Origin of the sequence: Photobacterium toruni (assembly GCF_024529955.1) — a bacterium.
Taxonomy (GTDB): Bacteria; Pseudomonadota; Gammaproteobacteria; order Enterobacterales; family Vibrionaceae; genus Photobacterium; species Photobacterium toruni.
Genome location: NZ_AP024854.1, coordinates 2,478,027 through 2,495,462, shown reverse-complemented (window position 1 = coordinate 2,495,462; position 17,436 = coordinate 2,478,027). Strand labels below are relative to the sequence as shown.

Annotated in this window: 15 protein-coding genes; 11 read left to right on the top strand and 4 right to left on the bottom strand. The window is 39.6% G+C overall.

The genetic code is table 11. The features are described 5' to 3' along the window. The first annotated feature begins 38 nt into the window (after window positions 1–38). Window positions 39–887: a deoxyribonuclease IV gene (gene nfo / locus OC457_RS11765; RefSeq protein WP_080175131.1), complete on the top strand. Its 849-nt coding sequence runs from the start codon at window positions 39–41 to the stop codon at window positions 885–887. A 3-nt stretch (window positions 888–890) separates the two neighbouring features. Beyond that, the gene (gene ung, locus OC457_RS11760) at window positions 891–1,553 is read left to right on the top strand and encodes a uracil-DNA glycosylase (RefSeq protein WP_080175130.1); all 663 of its coding nucleotides are present in this window, start codon (window positions 891–893) and stop codon (window positions 1,551–1,553) included. A gap of 70 nt (window positions 1,554–1,623) precedes the next feature. Here the strand turns inward: ung and OC457_RS11755 are convergent, their stop codons facing one another. Continuing rightward, window positions 1,624–1,806 carry a DUF3545 family protein gene (locus OC457_RS11755; RefSeq protein ID WP_080158490.1) on the bottom strand — a complete coding sequence of 61 codons (183 nt, stop codon included), beginning with the start codon at window positions 1,804–1,806 and terminating at the stop codon, window positions 1,624–1,626. A 463-nt stretch (window positions 1,807–2,269) separates the two neighbouring features. Here OC457_RS11755 and OC457_RS11750 point away from each other — a divergent pair, with 463 nt between their 5' ends. Then, the gene (locus OC457_RS11750) at window positions 2,270–3,721 is read left to right on the top strand and encodes an alanine/glycine:cation symporter family protein (RefSeq protein ID WP_080175129.1); all 1,452 of its coding nucleotides are present in this window, start codon (window positions 2,270–2,272) and stop codon (window positions 3,719–3,721) included. A gap of 108 nt (window positions 3,722–3,829) precedes the next feature. Further along, window positions 3,830–4,603: a peroxide stress protein YaaA gene (gene yaaA / locus OC457_RS11745; protein WP_080175128.1), complete on the top strand. Its 774-nt coding sequence runs from the start codon at window positions 3,830–3,832 to the stop codon at window positions 4,601–4,603. Between the two features lie 108 nt (window positions 4,604–4,711). Here yaaA and srmB read toward each other — a convergent pair whose 3' ends face one another. Further along, on the bottom strand, window positions 4,712–5,962 hold the full coding sequence (gene srmB, locus OC457_RS11740) for an ATP-dependent RNA helicase SrmB (RefSeq protein WP_080175127.1): 1,251 nt from the start codon (window positions 5,960–5,962) through the stop codon (window positions 4,712–4,714). A gap of 195 nt (window positions 5,963–6,157) precedes the next feature. Then, window positions 6,158–6,868 carry a tRNA1(Val) (adenine(37)-N6)-methyltransferase gene (locus OC457_RS11735; RefSeq protein WP_080175126.1) on the bottom strand — a complete coding sequence of 237 codons (711 nt, stop codon included), beginning with the start codon at window positions 6,866–6,868 and terminating at the stop codon, window positions 6,158–6,160. A gap of 397 nt (window positions 6,869–7,265) precedes the next feature. Here OC457_RS11735 and brnQ point away from each other — a divergent pair, with 397 nt between their 5' ends. Beyond that, a complete protein-coding gene (gene brnQ, locus OC457_RS11730) occupies window positions 7,266–8,585 on the top strand; it encodes a branched-chain amino acid transport system II carrier protein (RefSeq protein ID WP_080175125.1) in 1,320 nt (439 codons plus the stop codon). A gap of 77 nt (window positions 8,586–8,662) precedes the next feature. On the opposite strand, the gene fldB is transcribed toward brnQ, so the two are convergent. After that, window positions 8,663–9,184, bottom strand: a complete 522-nt coding sequence (gene fldB / locus OC457_RS11725; RefSeq protein ID WP_080175124.1) for a flavodoxin FldB — start codon at window positions 9,182–9,184, stop codon at window positions 8,663–8,665. Between the two features lie 212 nt (window positions 9,185–9,396). Between fldB and xerD the strand changes: the two genes are divergently transcribed. The 6 genes from xerD to OC457_RS11695 all read left to right on the top strand — a co-directional run bounded on the left by xerD (window position 9,397) and on the right by OC457_RS11695 (window position 17,420). Beyond that, entirely contained in the window at window positions 9,397–10,293 is an 897-nt protein-coding gene (gene xerD, locus OC457_RS11720; RefSeq protein ID WP_080175123.1) for a site-specific tyrosine recombinase XerD, read from the top strand. Between the two features lie 159 nt (window positions 10,294–10,452). After that, window positions 10,453–11,181 (top strand): bifunctional protein-disulfide isomerase/oxidoreductase DsbC, encoded by a 729-nt coding sequence (dsbC, locus tag OC457_RS11715; protein ID WP_080175122.1) that lies wholly within the window; start codon window positions 10,453–10,455, stop codon window positions 11,179–11,181. 122 nt (window positions 11,182–11,303) lie between these two features. Next, window positions 11,304–13,028 carry a single-stranded-DNA-specific exonuclease RecJ gene (recJ, locus tag OC457_RS11710; RefSeq protein WP_080175121.1) on the top strand — a complete coding sequence of 575 codons (1,725 nt, stop codon included), beginning with the start codon at window positions 11,304–11,306 and terminating at the stop codon, window positions 13,026–13,028. 167 nt (window positions 13,029–13,195) lie between these two features. Then, window positions 13,196–14,294 (top strand): peptide chain release factor 2 gene (prfB, locus tag OC457_RS11705; RefSeq protein WP_096777845.1). Its coding sequence is split into 2 segments (ribosomal slippage): window positions 13,196–13,270 and window positions 13,272–14,294, totalling 1,098 coding nucleotides; the frame shifts between segments, so codons are not numbered across the junction. A 32-nt stretch (window positions 14,295–14,326) separates the two neighbouring features. Next, window positions 14,327–15,835, top strand: coding sequence for a lysine--tRNA ligase (gene lysS, locus OC457_RS11700; RefSeq protein ID WP_080175120.1), 1,509 nt, complete (start codon window positions 14,327–14,329; stop codon window positions 15,833–15,835). Between the two features lie 241 nt (window positions 15,836–16,076). Beyond that, window positions 16,077–17,420 carry a sigma-54-dependent transcriptional regulator gene (locus OC457_RS11695; protein ID WP_210436086.1) on the top strand — a complete coding sequence of 448 codons (1,344 nt, stop codon included), beginning with the start codon at window positions 16,077–16,079 and terminating at the stop codon, window positions 17,418–17,420. The last annotated feature ends 16 nt before the right edge of the window (window positions 17,421–17,436 follow it).

The window sequence follows — 17,436 nt, the reverse complement described above, 5'->3', positions numbered from 1 at the left end:
GCTAATCGGTTATTTAACTGTTATTTCTGGATATTATTATGAAACTAATTGGTGCACATGTATCAGCTGCGGGGGGAGTATTTAATGCGCCTGTTAACGCTCAGGCAATAAATGCAAATGCATTCGCATTGTTTACAAAAAATCAACGTCAATGGCAGGCTAAACCATTAGAGGCAGAGACGATTAAACTATTTAAGGCTCGTTGCCTACAGCTTGGTTTTGATGCGAGTGCTATTTTACCGCATGACTCTTATCTGATTAATTTAGGGGCTCCTGAAGCGGAAAAATTACAAAAGTCACGTTTAGCTTTTATTGATGAAATGCAGCGTTGTCAGCAACTAGGATTACATTTACTGAATTTTCATCCTGGCAGTCATTTGAAAAAGATATCAGAAACAGCGTGTCTAACATTGATTGCAGAATCAATAAATCTAGCCCATCAGCAAGTTGATGATGTGGTGGCGGTGATTGAAAATACTGCAGGGCAAGGATCTAACTTAGGGTGGCGTTTTGAGCATTTGGCTGAAATTATTGATCAAGTAGACGATAAATCACGAGTAGGAGTGTGTATTGATACTTGCCATACTTTTGCTGCGGGTTATGACTTACGGACGATGGAAGCAACAGAGGCCACTTTCGCTGAATTTGATCAGGTGGTTGGAATGTCGTACTTACGAGCAATGCACTTAAATGATTCAAAAGGTGATTTAGGCAGCCATTTAGATCGTCATCATAGTTTAGGTGAAGGGATGATTGGCTGGGATTGTTTTCAGTTCTTAATGCAAGATCATCGATTTAATAATATGCCATTGATATTGGAGACGATTAATTCTGATATTTGGCACCATGAAATTGCGACTTTACGTCGTTTTGAACAAGAGAGTTAACTTATGACGGCAAGCTGGCAAACATTTATCGAGCAGCAACAACAATTACCGTATTTTAATAGTATAGATCAATCTGTTACTACTGCTCGTGCGGAAGGTAAAACTGTTTTTCCTCCTCAGGAGGATGTATTTAATGCTTTTTTTAGTACACCATTAATGGAGACGAAAGTGGTGATTTTAGGCCAAGATCCTTATCATGGTCCAAATCAGGCTCATGGTTTGAGTTTTTCAGTATTGCCTGGAGTAAAAACACCGCCATCATTGGTTAATATGTATAAAGAATTAGCAACGGATATCAATGGCTTTACTATTCCTGATCATGGTTATTTACAGTCATGGGCAGAGCAAGGGGTATTGTTACTTAATACTGTTTTAACGGTGGAACAAGGCAATGCACATTCTCACGCTAAAATTGGTTGGGAAACGTTTACTGATCGTGCGATTGAATACATTAATGACAATACGGAAGGAGTGATTTTTTTATTGTGGGGCGCACATGCTCAGAAAAAAGGTAAGAAAATCGATTTGGCACGACATCATGTTCTAACGTCGGCTCATCCTTCACCATTGTCTGCTTACCGTGGTTTTTTTGGTTGTAAGCACTTTTCTGAGACGAATAAATTATTAACGACCATGAATAAATCACCAATTAATTGGCAATTATAAGTTATCTTAGAAAATATTGTTTTTAGGAATGAAAAGGCCAGCGGTTATGCTGGCCTTTTTAATAATATAGTTAGAAATCAAAATCATCACTATTAAAACTACCACACATATCCATGTCTTGTAGTTCTCGACGTAGTCTTTGACGGTCTTTCAATGCCTCAATTTCACGCCACTTTCGTTTTTCAGGTTTAGCACGAGAGCGACGAGAAACCGTATCAATTGTCATCATGTCATCAAATGCAAAGCTATCCATAAAGCACCTATTCCTACTTTTCGCTCGGTGTAAGCGATTTGAGTATTTATTACCATAGAATGACGAATAATAAAATTGAACTGTTTCTCATTTGTTACCGATAGATGAATTTTTTGTGTGCTTGATATCACAATTGTTGCGTTGGTGATTAAAAAAGAAACCATTATTAGTGTTAAATAGGTTTTTTATTATTTTTGGCAACGAGATTAAGTTTTAAAAGTTAATTGTATAAATAAGTTTAATTTTTAAAGGATAATAGTCACCCAATATATAAAAGTTATAAGTTTTGTAACTCATTGTAAAATTTAAGACAATTAGATAATTATTATTTTTATAACAACTTGGCACTCTATAGCTAAGCTTTTAGTCTGAATTTTATAAGATTAGAAATAATACCTGTAACGCATTACTGCCAATGTTGGCACCATTTTTTTGCTAATTATTAATCTTGAAGGCGTAAAATGTGACCAGTCAAATTAACTTTATCAATGATTTGCTGTGGGGGTCGATATTGATATATGTGCTGATTGGTATTGGCATTTATTTCACCTATCGTCTTAACTTTATTCAGTTTCGCCACTTTAAACATATGTTTTCCATAATGAAAAATAGCCGTAAGTCAGACTCGTCGGGTATTTCTTCTTTTCAAGCATTGTGCACCAGTTTGGCGGCCAGAGTGGGGTCTGGCAATATGGCGGGCGTGGCTGTTGCTCTAACCTTAGGGGGTCCTGGTGCTATTTTTTGGATGTGGCTGATCGCGATGCTAGGCATGGCGACGGCTTTTGCAGAAAGTGCATTAGCACAGTTATATAAAACCCGTGATGATGATGGTAATTATCGTGGTGGCCCTGCTTATTACATGGAGCGAGGCTTAGATATGCGGTGGATGGGCGTCGTATTTTCTATCTGTCTTATCATTGCATTTGGATTAGTCTTTAATGCTGTGCAAGCCAATTCTATTACTCAAGCTACATATGTCGCTTTTGGGTGGCAACCCCTGTATGTCGGCTTTGGCTTGGTAGTATTAACGGGGATAATTATTTTTGGTGGGCTACGAACCATCGCTCGTACTGCTGAAATTTTAGTACCGACAATGGCATTGTGTTACCTCGGATTAGCATTATTCATTATGCTGAGCAATATAGATCAATTGCCGCATATCTTACTGCTTATTTTTCGAAGTGCGTTTGGATTTGAAGAGGCCGCATCTGGAGCATTGGGCTATACCATTGCTCAAGGGATGATTAATGGTTTAAAACGAGGGTTATTCTCAAATGAAGCTGGTATGGGATCGGCACCAAATGCAGCAGCATCAGCAACGCCTTACCCTCCGCATCCTGCATCACAAGGTTATGTACAGATGTTAGGTGTCTTTATTGATACCATCGTTATTTGTTCGGCAACCGTCGCAATTATTTTGATGTCTGGCGAATATGAACTACACAGTAGTATTACTGGCATTGAATTAACTCAAAAAGCAATTAGCTCACAAGTGGGTGATTGGGGTGGGATTTTTATTGCGGTTGCCATTTTCTTTTTTTCTTTTACGTCATTGGTTGCAAATTATTCTTATGCTGAAACAAATCTTATTTTTTTAAAGCATAACAATAAAATGAGTATGAATATATTTCGAGTCGTCGTGCTGGGTATGGTGATGTTTGGCGCATTAGCTGATTTACCAACGGTATGGGCAATGGCTGATATTTCAATGGCAATGATGGCGATGATTAATTTAGCGGCAATAGTATTACTGTCCGGGACGGTGGTTAAGTTAGCGCAAGATTATAATCAGCAGTTAGCATTAGGAAAGATCCCGATATTTAATCGTCAAGATTATCCTGAATTGCATGCTCAACTTGATGCCGAAATTTGGGAACAATTACCAGTATTATCAAGACCTGATCGAGATCGTTAGCCGTTGTTATGCCTATTAATAAAATAGCCACAATCATGGCAGTTGTGCGTGGTTTTTGTGATTGATGGTGGTAGGCTAAATGTATCAGACTTTAAAGGGAAATGGCTCATGTTAATCGTGATATCACCAGCAAAAACATTAGATTACACTTCGCCGTTAGCAACAACGACTTACACATTACCTGAATTAACCGTGGATTCAGCTGAATTAATTGATGTATGCCGCGAGCTTACACCGATGGATATTGCAAGCTTAATGAAAGTTAGTGATAAAATTGCCGGGTTAAATGCCGCCCGTTTTGCTGAGTGGCAGCCAACGTTTACGGTAGATAATGCACGACAGGCAATTTTGGCATTTAAAGGTGATGTTTATACGGGGTTAGCCGCTGAAACTATGACTGAAGCCCAATTTGCTTATACACAACAACATTTACGAATGCTGTCTGGGTTGTATGGTGTATTACGTCCACTTGATTTGATGCAACCTTACCGTTTAGAAATGGGTACTCGGTTAGTGAACCCTCGCGGCAGTAATTTATATCAATTTTGGGGTGATATTGTTACAGATAAACTCAACGCGGCAGTTGCTGAACAAGGTGATGATATTGTAGTTAATTTGGCCTCTAATGAGTATTTTAAAGCGGTTAAGCCTAAGCAACTTAAAGCTCAATTAATTACTCCAGTTTTTAAAGATTGTAAAAATGGCACCTATAAAGTGATTAGTTTCTATGCTAAAAGAGCCCGTGGAATGATGGCTCGTTATATTTTAGATAATCAATTAACGTCTATCGCTCAATTACAACAATTTGATAGTGCGGGTTATTATTTTGTTGCTGCGGAATCAACATCAACAGAATTAGTGTTTAAGCGCGAACAGCAATAATTCGTATCGTAAACAACCATCATTAATGCTGTTATCGTTTTTTAAGATAAAAAAAGGCCAACGTCGTAGCGTTGGCCTTATTATTTTATCTATCTTGTAAAAGAGAAATTACGACTTAGCTTGGCTCTTTTTAGCCGCTTGTTTGATTTTCTTTTTCGCTTTCGCTTCTTTTACTTTCTTATTAACTTTTTTCTTTTTCTTGGCGGTATTTGCTTTCTTTGTCTGTGGACGCAGACCATGAATAAAGCGCTCTTGCACTTCTTCTTTCATGTAACGGCTAATACGTTCGATCATGCCTTGGTCATGCGCTTCAACCAATGCAATAGCGGTACCTTTTTTGCCTGCACGAGCAGTACGACCAATACGGTGCACATATACTTCAGCAGTACGTGGCAGGTCAAAGTTAATAACATGGCTTACGTCAGGTAAATCAATACCACGCGCAGCAACGTCGGTCGCAATCAGTACGTTTACTACGCCATCACGGAAACGAGTGATCATGTTAGTACGTGCCGCTTGTGCCATCTCACCTTGAATCCAGTTACAAGGAATGCCCATTGCGTCTAATTGACTGCGAAGGATACCTAGGCGCTCACGTGTTTTTACAAAGATGATTGTACGTTCAGCTTGATCTTTAATGATGTTTTCTAATAGAGCAAGCTTGTGCTCCATACTATCGCAACGAAGATACATCTGTTGGATCTTCTTACGCTCACGACGAGAAGGATCGGCGTTAACTTCAAGCGGTTCATTTAAAATTGTTTCTGAGAACTCACGTACGCCTTTACCTTCTAAGGTTGCAGAGAATAATAAGCTCTGACGACGCCAGCGGCACTCATGGTTGATGCGCTCAACAATTTTACCAAAGCCCATATCTAACATACGGTCAGCTTCATCAAGGATCAGACATTCAATTGCGCGGCAATCAAATTTCTCAGACTCAATGTATTCCATTAAGCGGCCAGGTGTTGCAACGACGATATCTTGCGTTTTACCCAGTAGCTCAGCATGCTCATCGTAAGAAATACCACCAGTAATAGTGAATACTTTTAAGTTAGTGTATTTAGACAGTGCTTTTGCATGTTCAGCAACTTGAATCGCTAACTCACGGGTTGGCGTTAAGATTAATACACGTGCAGGCCCCGGCTTTTTGCGTGGAAAATCCTGCAAATGCTGAATCATTGGAAGCAGAAACGCAGCTGTTTTTCCGGTCCCTGTTGGTGCAGAAGCCATGACATCTTTACCGTCAAGGGCATGAGGGATAGCCTGCGCTTGAACTACGGTTGGGCGGCTATAGCCGATCTCGTCAATCGCTCGTAATAGCTCGCTATCTAACTCTAATTCGGAAAAGTCTTTCACCAGTTATCTCTCCCAAGACAAATGCTAAATATGTTCTCGTCACTGTGCTTATGCAGTGTAACCAGAACATGGGTATTTATATTAAGGGGCGGCATTATAGCCACTCTTGGCGTAAGTAACACCGATTAAAACATAAAAACTTCAGTTAATGATCAATATTCGTTATTGCTTGATTATATTTTATACGGTGACAGATTACATTTTTAAATAAAAATCTTTAGTAAGTGCAATAAAATCAGACGAATAAGTGTTGTTGGTATGAATACAAAGCTGTTGTTGCTGAGTAAGAGAACATTTTTTAGTTAATTCGATTAATATTCTCATTATCGGTTTTTTCTCAGTGGTACGAACGTCACATCGGCGCTGGCAGTATAATCCGTAAGCGTGTGCTTGAGTGATTAATTGTTGGCCTTCATAAGTAGGTAAAATTATGTTGGCACTTCCATTGAGGGTTAATAAATGACTGATCGTTGCAAGTAATTGTTGATGAGTAAAGCTATCAGTGTGGCGCGCTGTTGCACGATGTTGCTGTTGTGCTTGCTGACCAGCATTAAAATAGGGAGGGTTACAAATAATATTATCAATAGAGGCTGGTGTAATATGCTGACACCAATGAGTAATATCATTTTCAATACATTGTAATCGTGATTGCCAAGGCGATGCTGCAAAGTTTGCTGTTGCTGCTATCACTGCGGTTGGATCTAATTCAATTGCTGTGATTGTTGTTACAGATGTGCGTTGGGCTGCCATTAATGCTAACAATCCACTGCCAGTCCCAATATCAACAATATGCCCTTGTCGCGGAAGGCTAGCCCATGAGCCTAATAATACACCATCGGTACTGATTGGCATGCCGCAGCCATGATCATTGATGGTAAATTGTTTAAAACTAAAACTGCGACTCATTATTATTACCCTTAATTTTTAAAATAGGTCGTGGGTTGATAAAATACACAAAAGCATATAACCGCATATTATATGACCAAGCCATGTAAGTGATGATTGTTTTATTAATCTTCTGTTTTTATCTGTGTGGTGTGGTGTTATATCTTTTTTGTAAGTATGGTTTTTTTTGTTTTGATTGGTTTTTTGTTTTGTTTTGATGTTTCTGTGTGGTTATTAATTCTGGTTTTTTATGTTTAAAGCTGGATTATATGGTGTTTTTAGCTACTCTATTGCTAAGGTTAGTCTTTTTAGTCATTATGCTGTAAGGCACGTAATTAATAGCAACATATAACACGTGCTACTTATTATAAAAAATGCAGACACAATATATAACCCATTAATGAGTGGAAGGTGCAGTTTGAAAAAAACGCTCAAAATAACAGATATTATCGCGCTTGGTTTTATGACCTTTGCGTTCTTTCTTGGTGCTGGCAACATTATTTTTCCACCGTTAGCTGGACAGCTGGCTGGTGATAATATGCTACCTGCAATGTCCGGCTTTTTAGTGACAGCTGTAGGTTTACCTTTAATCGGTATTATCGCAGTAGCAATTGCAGGTGGTGGCTGGAAAGGGTTAACCCGTGATTTACCCTCAAAAGTAGCAACCTTAATGGCAGTGTTGATTTTTATCATTATTGGTCCTGCGTTTGCTGCTCCTCGTACAGGTCTTGTTGCTTATGAGATGGCAGTAAAACCTTTTATCACTGATGCTAGCCAAACCAGCTTAACTATTTTTTCTATTCTCTTTTTTGCTGTGGCACTGTTTTTCGCTTGGTCTCGCGGTAAATTGATCGACATGATTGGTAAGTTTTTAACACCAGCTTTATTTGTAGTATTAACAGTATTAGCGATTGCGGTTTTTGTTAACCCACAAGGAACAATTGTTGCCGCTCAAGGTGATTATGTCACTCAAGCGTTTACTACCGGTTTCCTTGAAGGTTATAACACCATGGATACTTTTGCCGCATTGATGTTTGGTATGCTGATTGTCGATGTGATCCGTAGTAAAGGTGTAACGGATGATAAGACAACGTGTACTTATCTTATCTATGCCGGTTTAATTGCAGCAGCAGGTTTAGCGTTTGTTTACGTATCGTTATTTTATCTTGGTGCAACTAGCTCAAGTATCGCTGCGGGTGTTGGTAATGGTGGCACGATATTAACAACGTATGTCATGGCTTTATTTGGCTCAACGGGTCAAATTATTTTATCTGCGATTGTATTACTTGCTTGTTTAACTACGGCAATTGGTTTAATCAGCGCATGTGCCGATTATTTCAGTACGCTAACGCCGATGTCTTATAAAAAATGGGCGGTGTTATTAGCGGTAGTGTGTGCGGTAGTGGCAAATGTTGGTCTGAATATGCTAATTACGTTATCAGTACCAGTATTATTTGCACTATACCCAGTTGCTATTGCGTTGGTTGCATTAACTTTGATTCGTAAATGGCTACCTAATCCACGTTTAGCATATCGTGTAGTATTGTTAGTTTCGTTTATCTTTAGCATGATTGATGTTGCTAAGTATCTTAAATTTGATATGTCATTATTTAGTTCATTACCTTTATTTAATTATGGTATGGCATGGGTTTTACCAACGTTGATCGCATTAATTGTGACGCGTTTTATTGGTGGGAAACAGCCGAAAGATGATGATAAACATACTGTTATCATCTAATCTAATTGTGATATAAAGAAGGAAAAGGGATGCAATTGCATCCCTTTTTTATAACGCTGATTTTTATAGAACAAGAATTATAAAAGTTGAGCATATTCAAGCATGATTTGTTCACACCATTTCTCAATGCGAGCATCGCTTAATTCATATTGACTATCTTCATCTAACGCAAGGCCAACAAACAATGAGTTATCAGCGGTTAGTGCTTTTGAAGCCTGAAATTGATAGCTGTCATCATTTGGCCAATAACCAATAAATTGTACGCCTGTTGGACTAAGTTGATCATGTAACATGCCCATCGCATCTAAAAACCATTCGGTATAGCCTTCTTGATCCCCTAAACCAAATAGTGCCACTGTTTTTTGTTGTAATTGTAAGCCATCAAGTTGTTGCCACACCGCTTCCCAATCTTCTTGAATTTCACCAAAATCCCAGGTTGAAATACCTAAAATCAGCATATCGTACTGGTTCATTGTTGCTAATGGCGTGTGTTTAATATTGTGTAATTCAACGATATCAGCGCCGAGACATTCACGAATTTTTTCTGCGGCCATTTCGGTATAGCAGGTGGTTGAGCCATAAAACAAACCAATTTTCATGCTGTGTATCCTATGTTTTTATTTTTAACCAAAGTGTACTCGGTATTGATCGCAGAGCTCAAGGTTTGCATGGTCTGGTAAGGCATAACATTAGGCTGAATAAATGGATAACGAGGTTACTTTTAAGATTAAATATCCTATCATGCGCTGAATACTGTGTTTTTATCCATGTATTTAAACCGTTTTATGACACAGCTTATGATGAGGTAAAAATGGTAACCGATGATGTTATTATTGAACGCTTTCTTGATGCGATGTGGATGGAGCGAGGATTATCAGACAATACTCTCGCCTCTTACCGTAATGATTTGAAAAAATTACAGCAATGGATGCAGCAACAAGCGATTACAGTTTCTCAAGCCTCTATTGATGATTTACAACGCTATCAACTATGGTTGTTTGATCAAAACTATAAACAGACGTCAAGGGCGCGAATGGTGTCGGCAATTCGACGTTTATTTCAATATTTATACCGTGAAAAAGTACGGATTGATGATCCTAGTGCAATGCTAGTAACCCCTAAATTACCCAAGCGGTTGCCCAAAGATCTGAGCGAAGCGCAAGTTGATGCTTTATTAGAAGCACCAGATGTGAATGATCCACTTGAATTGCGTGACAAGGCAATGTTGGAATTATTGTATGCCACGGGACTTCGTGTAACCGAATTAGTCACATTAACCATGGATAAAGTCAGCTTACGCCAAGGTGTAGTTAGAGTAACAGGTAAAGGTGATAAAGAACGCTTAGTACCAATGGGTGAAAATGCTGTTGATTGGATTGAGCAGTTTATTGACAGTGGGCGCCCAGTATTATTAGGCGAGAAAAGCTCAGATGTACTGTTTCCAAGCAGACGTGCAAGGCAAATGACGCGCCAGACATTTTGGCATCGTATTAAACATTATGCGGTATTAGCGGGGATTGATGCTGATACATTATCTCCCCATGTTATGCGTCATGCTTTTGCGACACATTTACTTAATTATGGTGCTGATTTACGGGTGGTACAAATGTTGCTTGGTCATAGTGATCTTTCAACAACGCAAATATATACTCATGTTGCGACTGAAAGATTGAAACAATTGCACCAAAGCCATCATCCTCGTGCATAATTATGAGAGGTTGTTAGCTAAAACTAGCGATAATATTTGTATTTAGGAATACTTCATTTATGCTGCGCTCATAAAAATAATAGCGTAATTGAAACTATATAGTCTAAATCACGGTCTGTTTTATACCGAGATTGTCATCATTTTAAAAGGGATAACAAGATGCATTTTATTCGTCGCACTGTGCTAGCCACGACCATTGCACTGACTGCTTTTTCTGCAGTAGCAAAGCCTGATGTAACGGCTATTACTAAGCAACTATCAACTATTGGTTTAACACCAAGCTCAATTACAGCTTCGCCAATGGCGGGTGTAAATGAAGTTGTGACTGAACGTGGTGTTGTTTATACCTCTGATGACGGACAATATTTTTTAGCGGGTCATTTATACCAAAATACCGGAGCTGAACCTGTGAATTTAACTGAGCAAAAAATGGCACAGTTAAATAAAGCTAAATTAGCGGGTATGGATAAAGACATGATTGTTTATCCTGCTAAAAATGAAAAATATGTAGTAACAGTATTTACCGATACTAGCTGTGGTTACTGCCGTAAATTGCATAATGAAATGCAAGGTTATAACGATGCTGGCATTACGGTACGTTACCTTGCTTTCCCTCGGGGCGGAGAACGTTCAAGTAACTTTAATCAAATGAGTGCAATTTGGGGCGCTAAAGATCGTGCAAAAGCAATGCATGATGCTAAAAGTGGCACTTTTGATGAATCAAAAATCACGCCACGTCCTGATTTAGTGATGGAACAATACCAATTAGGTGTTGCGATGGGCGTTAACGGTACACCTGCGATAGTACTTGAAGATGGCACTATGATTCCAGGATACCAACCGCCAGCCGCATTGCTACAGTTATTAAAGAGCAAAGCGAAAAGCTAATTACGACTCTTTATGATCATTGGTTATCGTATATAAAAGCCTGATAGTAATATCAGGCTTTTTTGTTCGCAGTGATTTGGTTAAGATGAAAAGATAATCATGCCATTAAAGAAGCCGTTATTATGATAGAAATTAAGCGCCGTCCTGTTGCCGATCCTCAAGGCTTCTCTAGTGCGATCCCTTCCATTTTACAACGTATTTATGCTAGCCGTGGTATCACTCATGATGCTGAACTTGAACGCGGTGCAAAAGGATTGCTTAATTATAATCAGCTTTATGGTATGGCTGATGCCGTAGCGTTATTAGTGACTGCGCTCGCTAATAATACGCGAATTATTATTGTGGGTGATTTTGATGCCGATGGTGCCACCAGTTCCGCATTATCTGTGCTGGCATTGAAAATGTTGGGTTGCCATAACGTTGATTACCTCGTGCCAAATCGATTTGATGATGGTTATGGACTAAGCCCTGAAGTAGCACAACAAGCGATTGCTCGTGGTGCAGAGCTTATCATGACGGTGGATAACGGTGTTTCTTCGATTAGCGGTGTTGCAGCGGCAAAAGCACAAGGGGTACAAGTACTTGTTACTGATCATCACCTGCCAGGCGATTGTTTACCTGCCGCTGATGCAATGGTAAACCCTAATCTTAATCAATGTGGTTTTCCATCAAAAGCATTATGCGGTGTTGGTGTTGCATTCTATTTAATGTTGGCGCTGCGAGCAGAGTTACGTAATAACGGCTGGTTTGAACAACAAGCACTGGCTGTGCCTAATTTAGCTGAATTACTTGATTTAGTGGCGCTGGGTACAGTTGCAGATGTGGTGGCCTTAGATGGTAATAACCGCATTCTTGTTCATCAAGGATTACAACGTATTCGTGCGGGAAAATGTCGTCCGGGTATTCAAGCATTAATTGAAGTGGCTAATCGTGATCCCGCCCGTTTAGTAGCAAGTGATCTTGGTTTTGCTTTAGGACCACGGATCAATGCGGCTGGGCGACTAGACGATATGTCATTTGGGGTTGAATTGCTCTTGTGTGACAATATTCAAGCCGCCCGTCGTATGGCATCAGAACTTGATGCACTCAATCAGACTCGCAAAGAAATCGAACAAGGAATGAAAGAAGAAGGGCTCGCTATTTGTGAACGGTTACAGTTTAACCACCAAAATATGCCTTATGGCTTAGTGCTGTTTCAACGTGATTGGCACCAAGGGGTGATTGGTATTTTAGCTTCACGAATCAAAGATAAATACCATCGTCCAGTGATTGCTTTTGCTGATGCGGGCAATGGCGAAATTAAAGGATCTTGTCGTTCTATTGCTGGTTTACATATGCGTGATGTATTGGATGTGGTTGATACACAACATCCAGGAATGATTTTAAAATTTGGTGGCCATGCGATGGCTGCTGGACTAACGATTCCTGAGGCCCAACTTGATGCATTTAGTGCGGCATTTGATACTACGGTACGTGAAATTTTAGATGAAGATGCACTGCAAGGTGTATTACTCAGCGATGGTGAATTACAGCCTTCTGAATTGACGCTTGAAATTGCAGAAATATTACGAGCTGGTGGGCCATGGGGACAACAATTTCCCGAACCAACATTTGACGGTAATTTTCGATTATTACACCAAAAGCTGGTGGGAGGTAAACATCTAAAAATGATGGTTGAGCCTTTAGTTGGTGGCTGTGTGATCGATGCAATTGCATTTAATGTTGATCTTAAACGCTGGCCTGATGCTTCTGTGCAACAAATTGAATTGGCATATCGGCTCGATATTAATGAATTTCGCGGTAATCGTAGTGTGCAGTTAATGGTTGAACATTTAGCAGCAAAATAAAGTGAGTGTGCTTTGTAAAGGCTTAAGAGGGGGATCTTGGCGTTGAGCGCCTAGATTGTCACCATATTTGGATTAATTTTCTGATAACCTTTCTCTCCCCCTGTATATTCTATCTACAATTCGATAGAATCTTGCGGTTATATCTATTTCGGTAATGAAGTGTGGCGATGTTCGAAATTAATCCTATAAAAAACCGACTTGAGGATGTGTCAGTACGTACTGATACCCTTAGGGGGTACCTTTGACTATGATGCTAAAAAAGAGCGTCTAGAAGAGGTCAATGCAGAGTTAGAGCAACCAGATGTATGGAGTGAACCTGAACGCGCTCAAGCGTTAGGTAAAGAACGTGCAGCATTGGAAGCAGTAGTGGAAACCATTGACTTATTAGATCAAGGCGTTGAAGACGTTGCAGGTCTACTTGAGTTAGCGGTTGAAGAATACGACCAAGAAACTTTTGATGAAATTGAACCTGAATTAGCAGAACTTGAAGCAAAGTTAGCTAAATTAGAATTTCGTCGTATGTTTGCAGGCGATCACGATAGTTCAGATTGCTATCTTGACTTGCAAGCAGGTTCTGGTGGTACTGAAGCACAAGATTGGACATCAATGATGCTCCGCATGTATTTGCGTTGGGCTGATGCTAAAGGCTTTAAGAGCGAAATCATTGAAATTTCTGATGGCGACGTTGCAGGTCTTAAATCTGTCACAGTACGTATTAGCGGTGAGTATGCTTATGGCTGGTTACGGACTGAAACAGGTGTTCACCGCTTAGTACGTAAATCACCTTTTGACTCCGGCGGCCGTCGTCATACTTCATTCGCATCAGCATTTGTGTATCCAGAAATTGATGACAACATCGTGATTGATATCAATCCTTCTGATTTACGTATTGACGTATACCGTGCATCAGGTGCGGGTGGTCAACACGTCAACACCACTGAATCTGCGGTACGTATTACACACTTACCAACAAACCTTGTTGTACAGTGTCAGAACGATCGCTCTCAGCATAAGAACAAAGATCAAGCAATGAAGCAATTAAAAGCGAAATTGTTTGAATATGAAATGCAGAAGCAAAATGCTGAAAAGCAAGCCAGTGAAGATACTAAATCAGACATTGGTTGGGGTAGTCAAATCCGTTCTTATGTATTGGATGACTCTCGCATAAAAGATTTACGTACTGGGGTGGAAAATCGAAACACCCAAGCAGTATTGGACGGTGATTTAGACCGTTTTATTGAAGCTAGCTTGAAATCAGGTCTTTAACCGAATTTCAGTAAAATTTTAAGGGATACTCCATGACTGACCAAGTACAAGATGAAAATAAACTGATTGCTGAACGTCGTGCTAAATTAGACATGATCCGCAAAGGTTGTAAAGCAAATGGCCACCCAAATGATTTCCGTCGTGATAGTTTAGCGGCAGATCTAGAAGCAAAATACGGTGAGATGACTAAGGAAGAGCTTGAACAAGCCGGTCATGTATTTGCAATTGCTGGTCGTATCATGGCTAAGCGTGGTCCTTTCCTTGCAATTCAAGATGTATCTGGCCGTATTCAGGCTTATGCATCTAAAGATGTTCAGAAAGAACTAAAAGAAAAATATTCTGGTCTAGATATCGGTGACATCATCGGTGTTAAAGGGGCGCTACACAAATCGGGTAAAGGTGATCTTTACATCGAAATGGATAGCTACGAGTTGCTAACTAAAGCACTACGTCCATTACCAGAAAAATTCCATGGTCTAACTGACCAAGAGATGCGTTACCGCCAACGTTATGTTGATCTTATTGTAAATGACGATTCTCGTCGTGCATTTATCATTCGTTCAAAAGTGGTTTCAGCGATTCGTAATTTCATGGTAACAAAAAACTTCATGGAAGTTGAAACGCCAATGATGCACGTGATCCCTGGTGGTGCAACAGCACGTCCATTTGTGACTCATCATAATGCATTAGATATCGACATGTACCTACGTGTTGCGCCTGAGCTTTACCTTAAGCGTCTAGTGGTTGGTGGTTTTGAGCGTGTGTTTGAAATTAACCGTAACTTCCGTAACGAAGGTCTATCTCCACGTCATAACCCTGAATTCACCATGATGGAATTCTACATGGCGTATGCTGATTACCATGATCTAATGGATCTTACTGAAGAAATGCTAAGCAGCGTTGCGATTGATGTGCTAGGTTCTTCAAAAATGCCTTACGGTGAGTTTGAAGTTGAATTTGCTGGCCCTTACGCGCGTATCAGCATGTTAGATGCAATCAAGCAATACAACCCTGATCACGCAGAAATCCAAGCATTAACTTACGAAGGCGTTGCTGATCGTGAGCTAATGGTTAAGATTGCTAAGTCAGTGCATGTTGAAGTTGAAAGCTTCTGGACGTGTGGTCAGCTATTAGAAGAGATCTTTGGTGAAACTGCTGAACCTCAACTAATGCAACCAACATTCATTACTGAATACCCAGCAGACATCTCACCACTTGCTCGTCGTAACGATGAAAATCCATTCATTACTGACCGTTTTGAATTCTTCATTGGTGGTCGTGAAGTGGCAAATGGTTTCTCTGAGCTTAACGATGCTCAAGACCAAGACCAACGCTTTAAAGCACAAGTTAATGCTAAAGATGCAGGTGATGATGAAGCGATGTACTATGATGCAGACTACATTACTGCGCTAGAGCATGGCTTACCACCAACAGCTGGTCAAGGTATCGGTATTGACCGTTTAGTGATGCTATTTACTAATACACATACTATTCGTGACGTTATTTTGTTCCCGGCAATGCGCCCACAACTAAATAATTAATCGAGCGGTTATAAAACAGCCATCGCTAATGCGGTGGCTTTTTTTTGTCTATTTTTTATCAACTAAAAGGAGTCAAAAAAGTGACAAATATTGGCTTTTCAAACCGTAATATAAGTAACATCAATAATTTATATTAGCTAAATCACATTATACTAAACAAGTTGCACTTGTTCGTATATTATTAATAAAGCAGTTGTTAAATGTTATGAGAGCGATAATTGCTTTATTAATGGAGGAGCGAATGACAATCGGGACTGTAAAAAAACCTAAGGCTGTTATTTCTAATAACTTAGTTGTTTTTGGTGGCAGTAATCAAAAGTGGCTACCCGCAATGGAAAGTGCTGGTTGGTTATGTCATCGTTGCTACGATTTACGTACAGCAGAAACATTATTATTAGAAATTGGACCTTGTATTGGTGTTGTTGATCTTAGCCATGATGATTTTAGTATTCATAGCTTCTCCGTAATGGTAAATCGTAATAAACAAGTCCGTTGGATTGCGATTGTACGTGATGAGCAACTTGCTAATGAAGCAATAGGGCAATTTATTGTTAATTTCTGCCTTGATTATTTTTCAATGCCTGTTCCGTCCGAGCGATTATTACAAACCATTGGTCATCAGATTGGTATGCTTAATTTAGAGCGTCAAGTGTGGCCACAACTGGGTAATTTTGGTCAGCAAGGATTGCAAGGTTCAACTGCCGTTATGAAAAAATTACGCGATCAAGTTAAGCGGATTGCATTAAGTGATGTATCGGTAGTTATCAGTGGTGAAATTGGTACCGGTAAAATATTAGTTGCAGATGCTATTTTTCAAGCTTCAGCGCGCGCAAAGCAACCTGTAATACGGGTGAATTGTGAAACCATGACGACAGATTGGATGATTGATACCGAGCATGGGGTGCAATCTGTTTTTGAAGCGGCAAATTATGGTGTGTTAGTACTTGAGGAATTTACGGCATTAACAGATGCTTGCCAGCAATCTTTATATCAAGTGTTGGTTGATGGGAGTTACTGTGGCTCTGATGGTAATGCGATTGCCATCGATATGCGGATTATCTCGGTAACACATCACTCGTTTGATCATCTAGTGGCATTAACCAGTTTACGACGTGAATTATATTTTCGTTTAAATGTTGTTTCAATTACCGTACCACCGTTACGTGAACGCAGTGATGATATTATCTTGTTAGCTGAATTTTTGTTATTAAAATATGCCCGTCAATATAATAGTGTTGCTAAAAATTTATCCGAAAAGGCTCAAGCGATGTTATTACAATATCCATGGCCGGGTAATGTACAAGAGCTTATTTGCCAAATAAAACGAGCGGTATTATTAGCAGAAAATAAATGCATTGAAGCCGATCAGTTAGATATTCCACGCTTGATTGATGATAAGTTAAGCCTCAAAAAAGTACGTGAAGAATCTGAACGAAATGCATTATTGACAGTGTTAGAAAATAATAAAGGCCAGATATCTGCTGCTGCACGTGAATTAGGCGTATCACGGGCAACAATGTACCGTTTATTGAATAAACATGAGCTAATTCCGCCATCTCGTTGTTTTCGTCAAAGCCACGCTTAGTTGATATGAGAAAATT

Coding starts and splice junctions, on each gene's coding strand:
- xerD (WP_080175123.1), top strand. CDS start 9,397: ATGGTAACCGATGATGTTATTATTGAACGCTTTCTTGATGCGATGTGG.
- OC457_RS11755 (WP_080158490.1), bottom strand. CDS start 1,806: ATGGATAGCTTTGCATTTGATGACATGATGACAATTGATACGGTTTCT.
- recJ (WP_080175121.1), top strand. CDS start 11,304: ATGATAGAAATTAAGCGCCGTCCTGTTGCCGATCCTCAAGGCTTCTCT.
- OC457_RS11695 (WP_210436086.1), top strand. CDS start 16,077: ATGACAATCGGGACTGTAAAAAAACCTAAGGCTGTTATTTCTAATAAC.
- nfo (WP_080175131.1), top strand. CDS start 39: ATGAAACTAATTGGTGCACATGTATCAGCTGCGGGGGGAGTATTTAAT.
- yaaA (WP_080175128.1), top strand. CDS start 3,830: ATGTTAATCGTGATATCACCAGCAAAAACATTAGATTACACTTCGCCG.
- lysS (WP_080175120.1), top strand. CDS start 14,327: ATGACTGACCAAGTACAAGATGAAAATAAACTGATTGCTGAACGTCGT.
- dsbC (WP_080175122.1), top strand. CDS start 10,453: ATGCATTTTATTCGTCGCACTGTGCTAGCCACGACCATTGCACTGACT.
- ung (WP_080175130.1), top strand. CDS start 891: ATGACGGCAAGCTGGCAAACATTTATCGAGCAGCAACAACAATTACCG.
- fldB (WP_080175124.1), bottom strand. CDS start 9,184: ATGAAAATTGGTTTGTTTTATGGCTCAACCACCTGCTATACCGAAATG.
- OC457_RS11735 (WP_080175126.1), bottom strand. CDS start 6,868: ATGAGTCGCAGTTTTAGTTTTAAACAATTTACCATCAATGATCATGGC.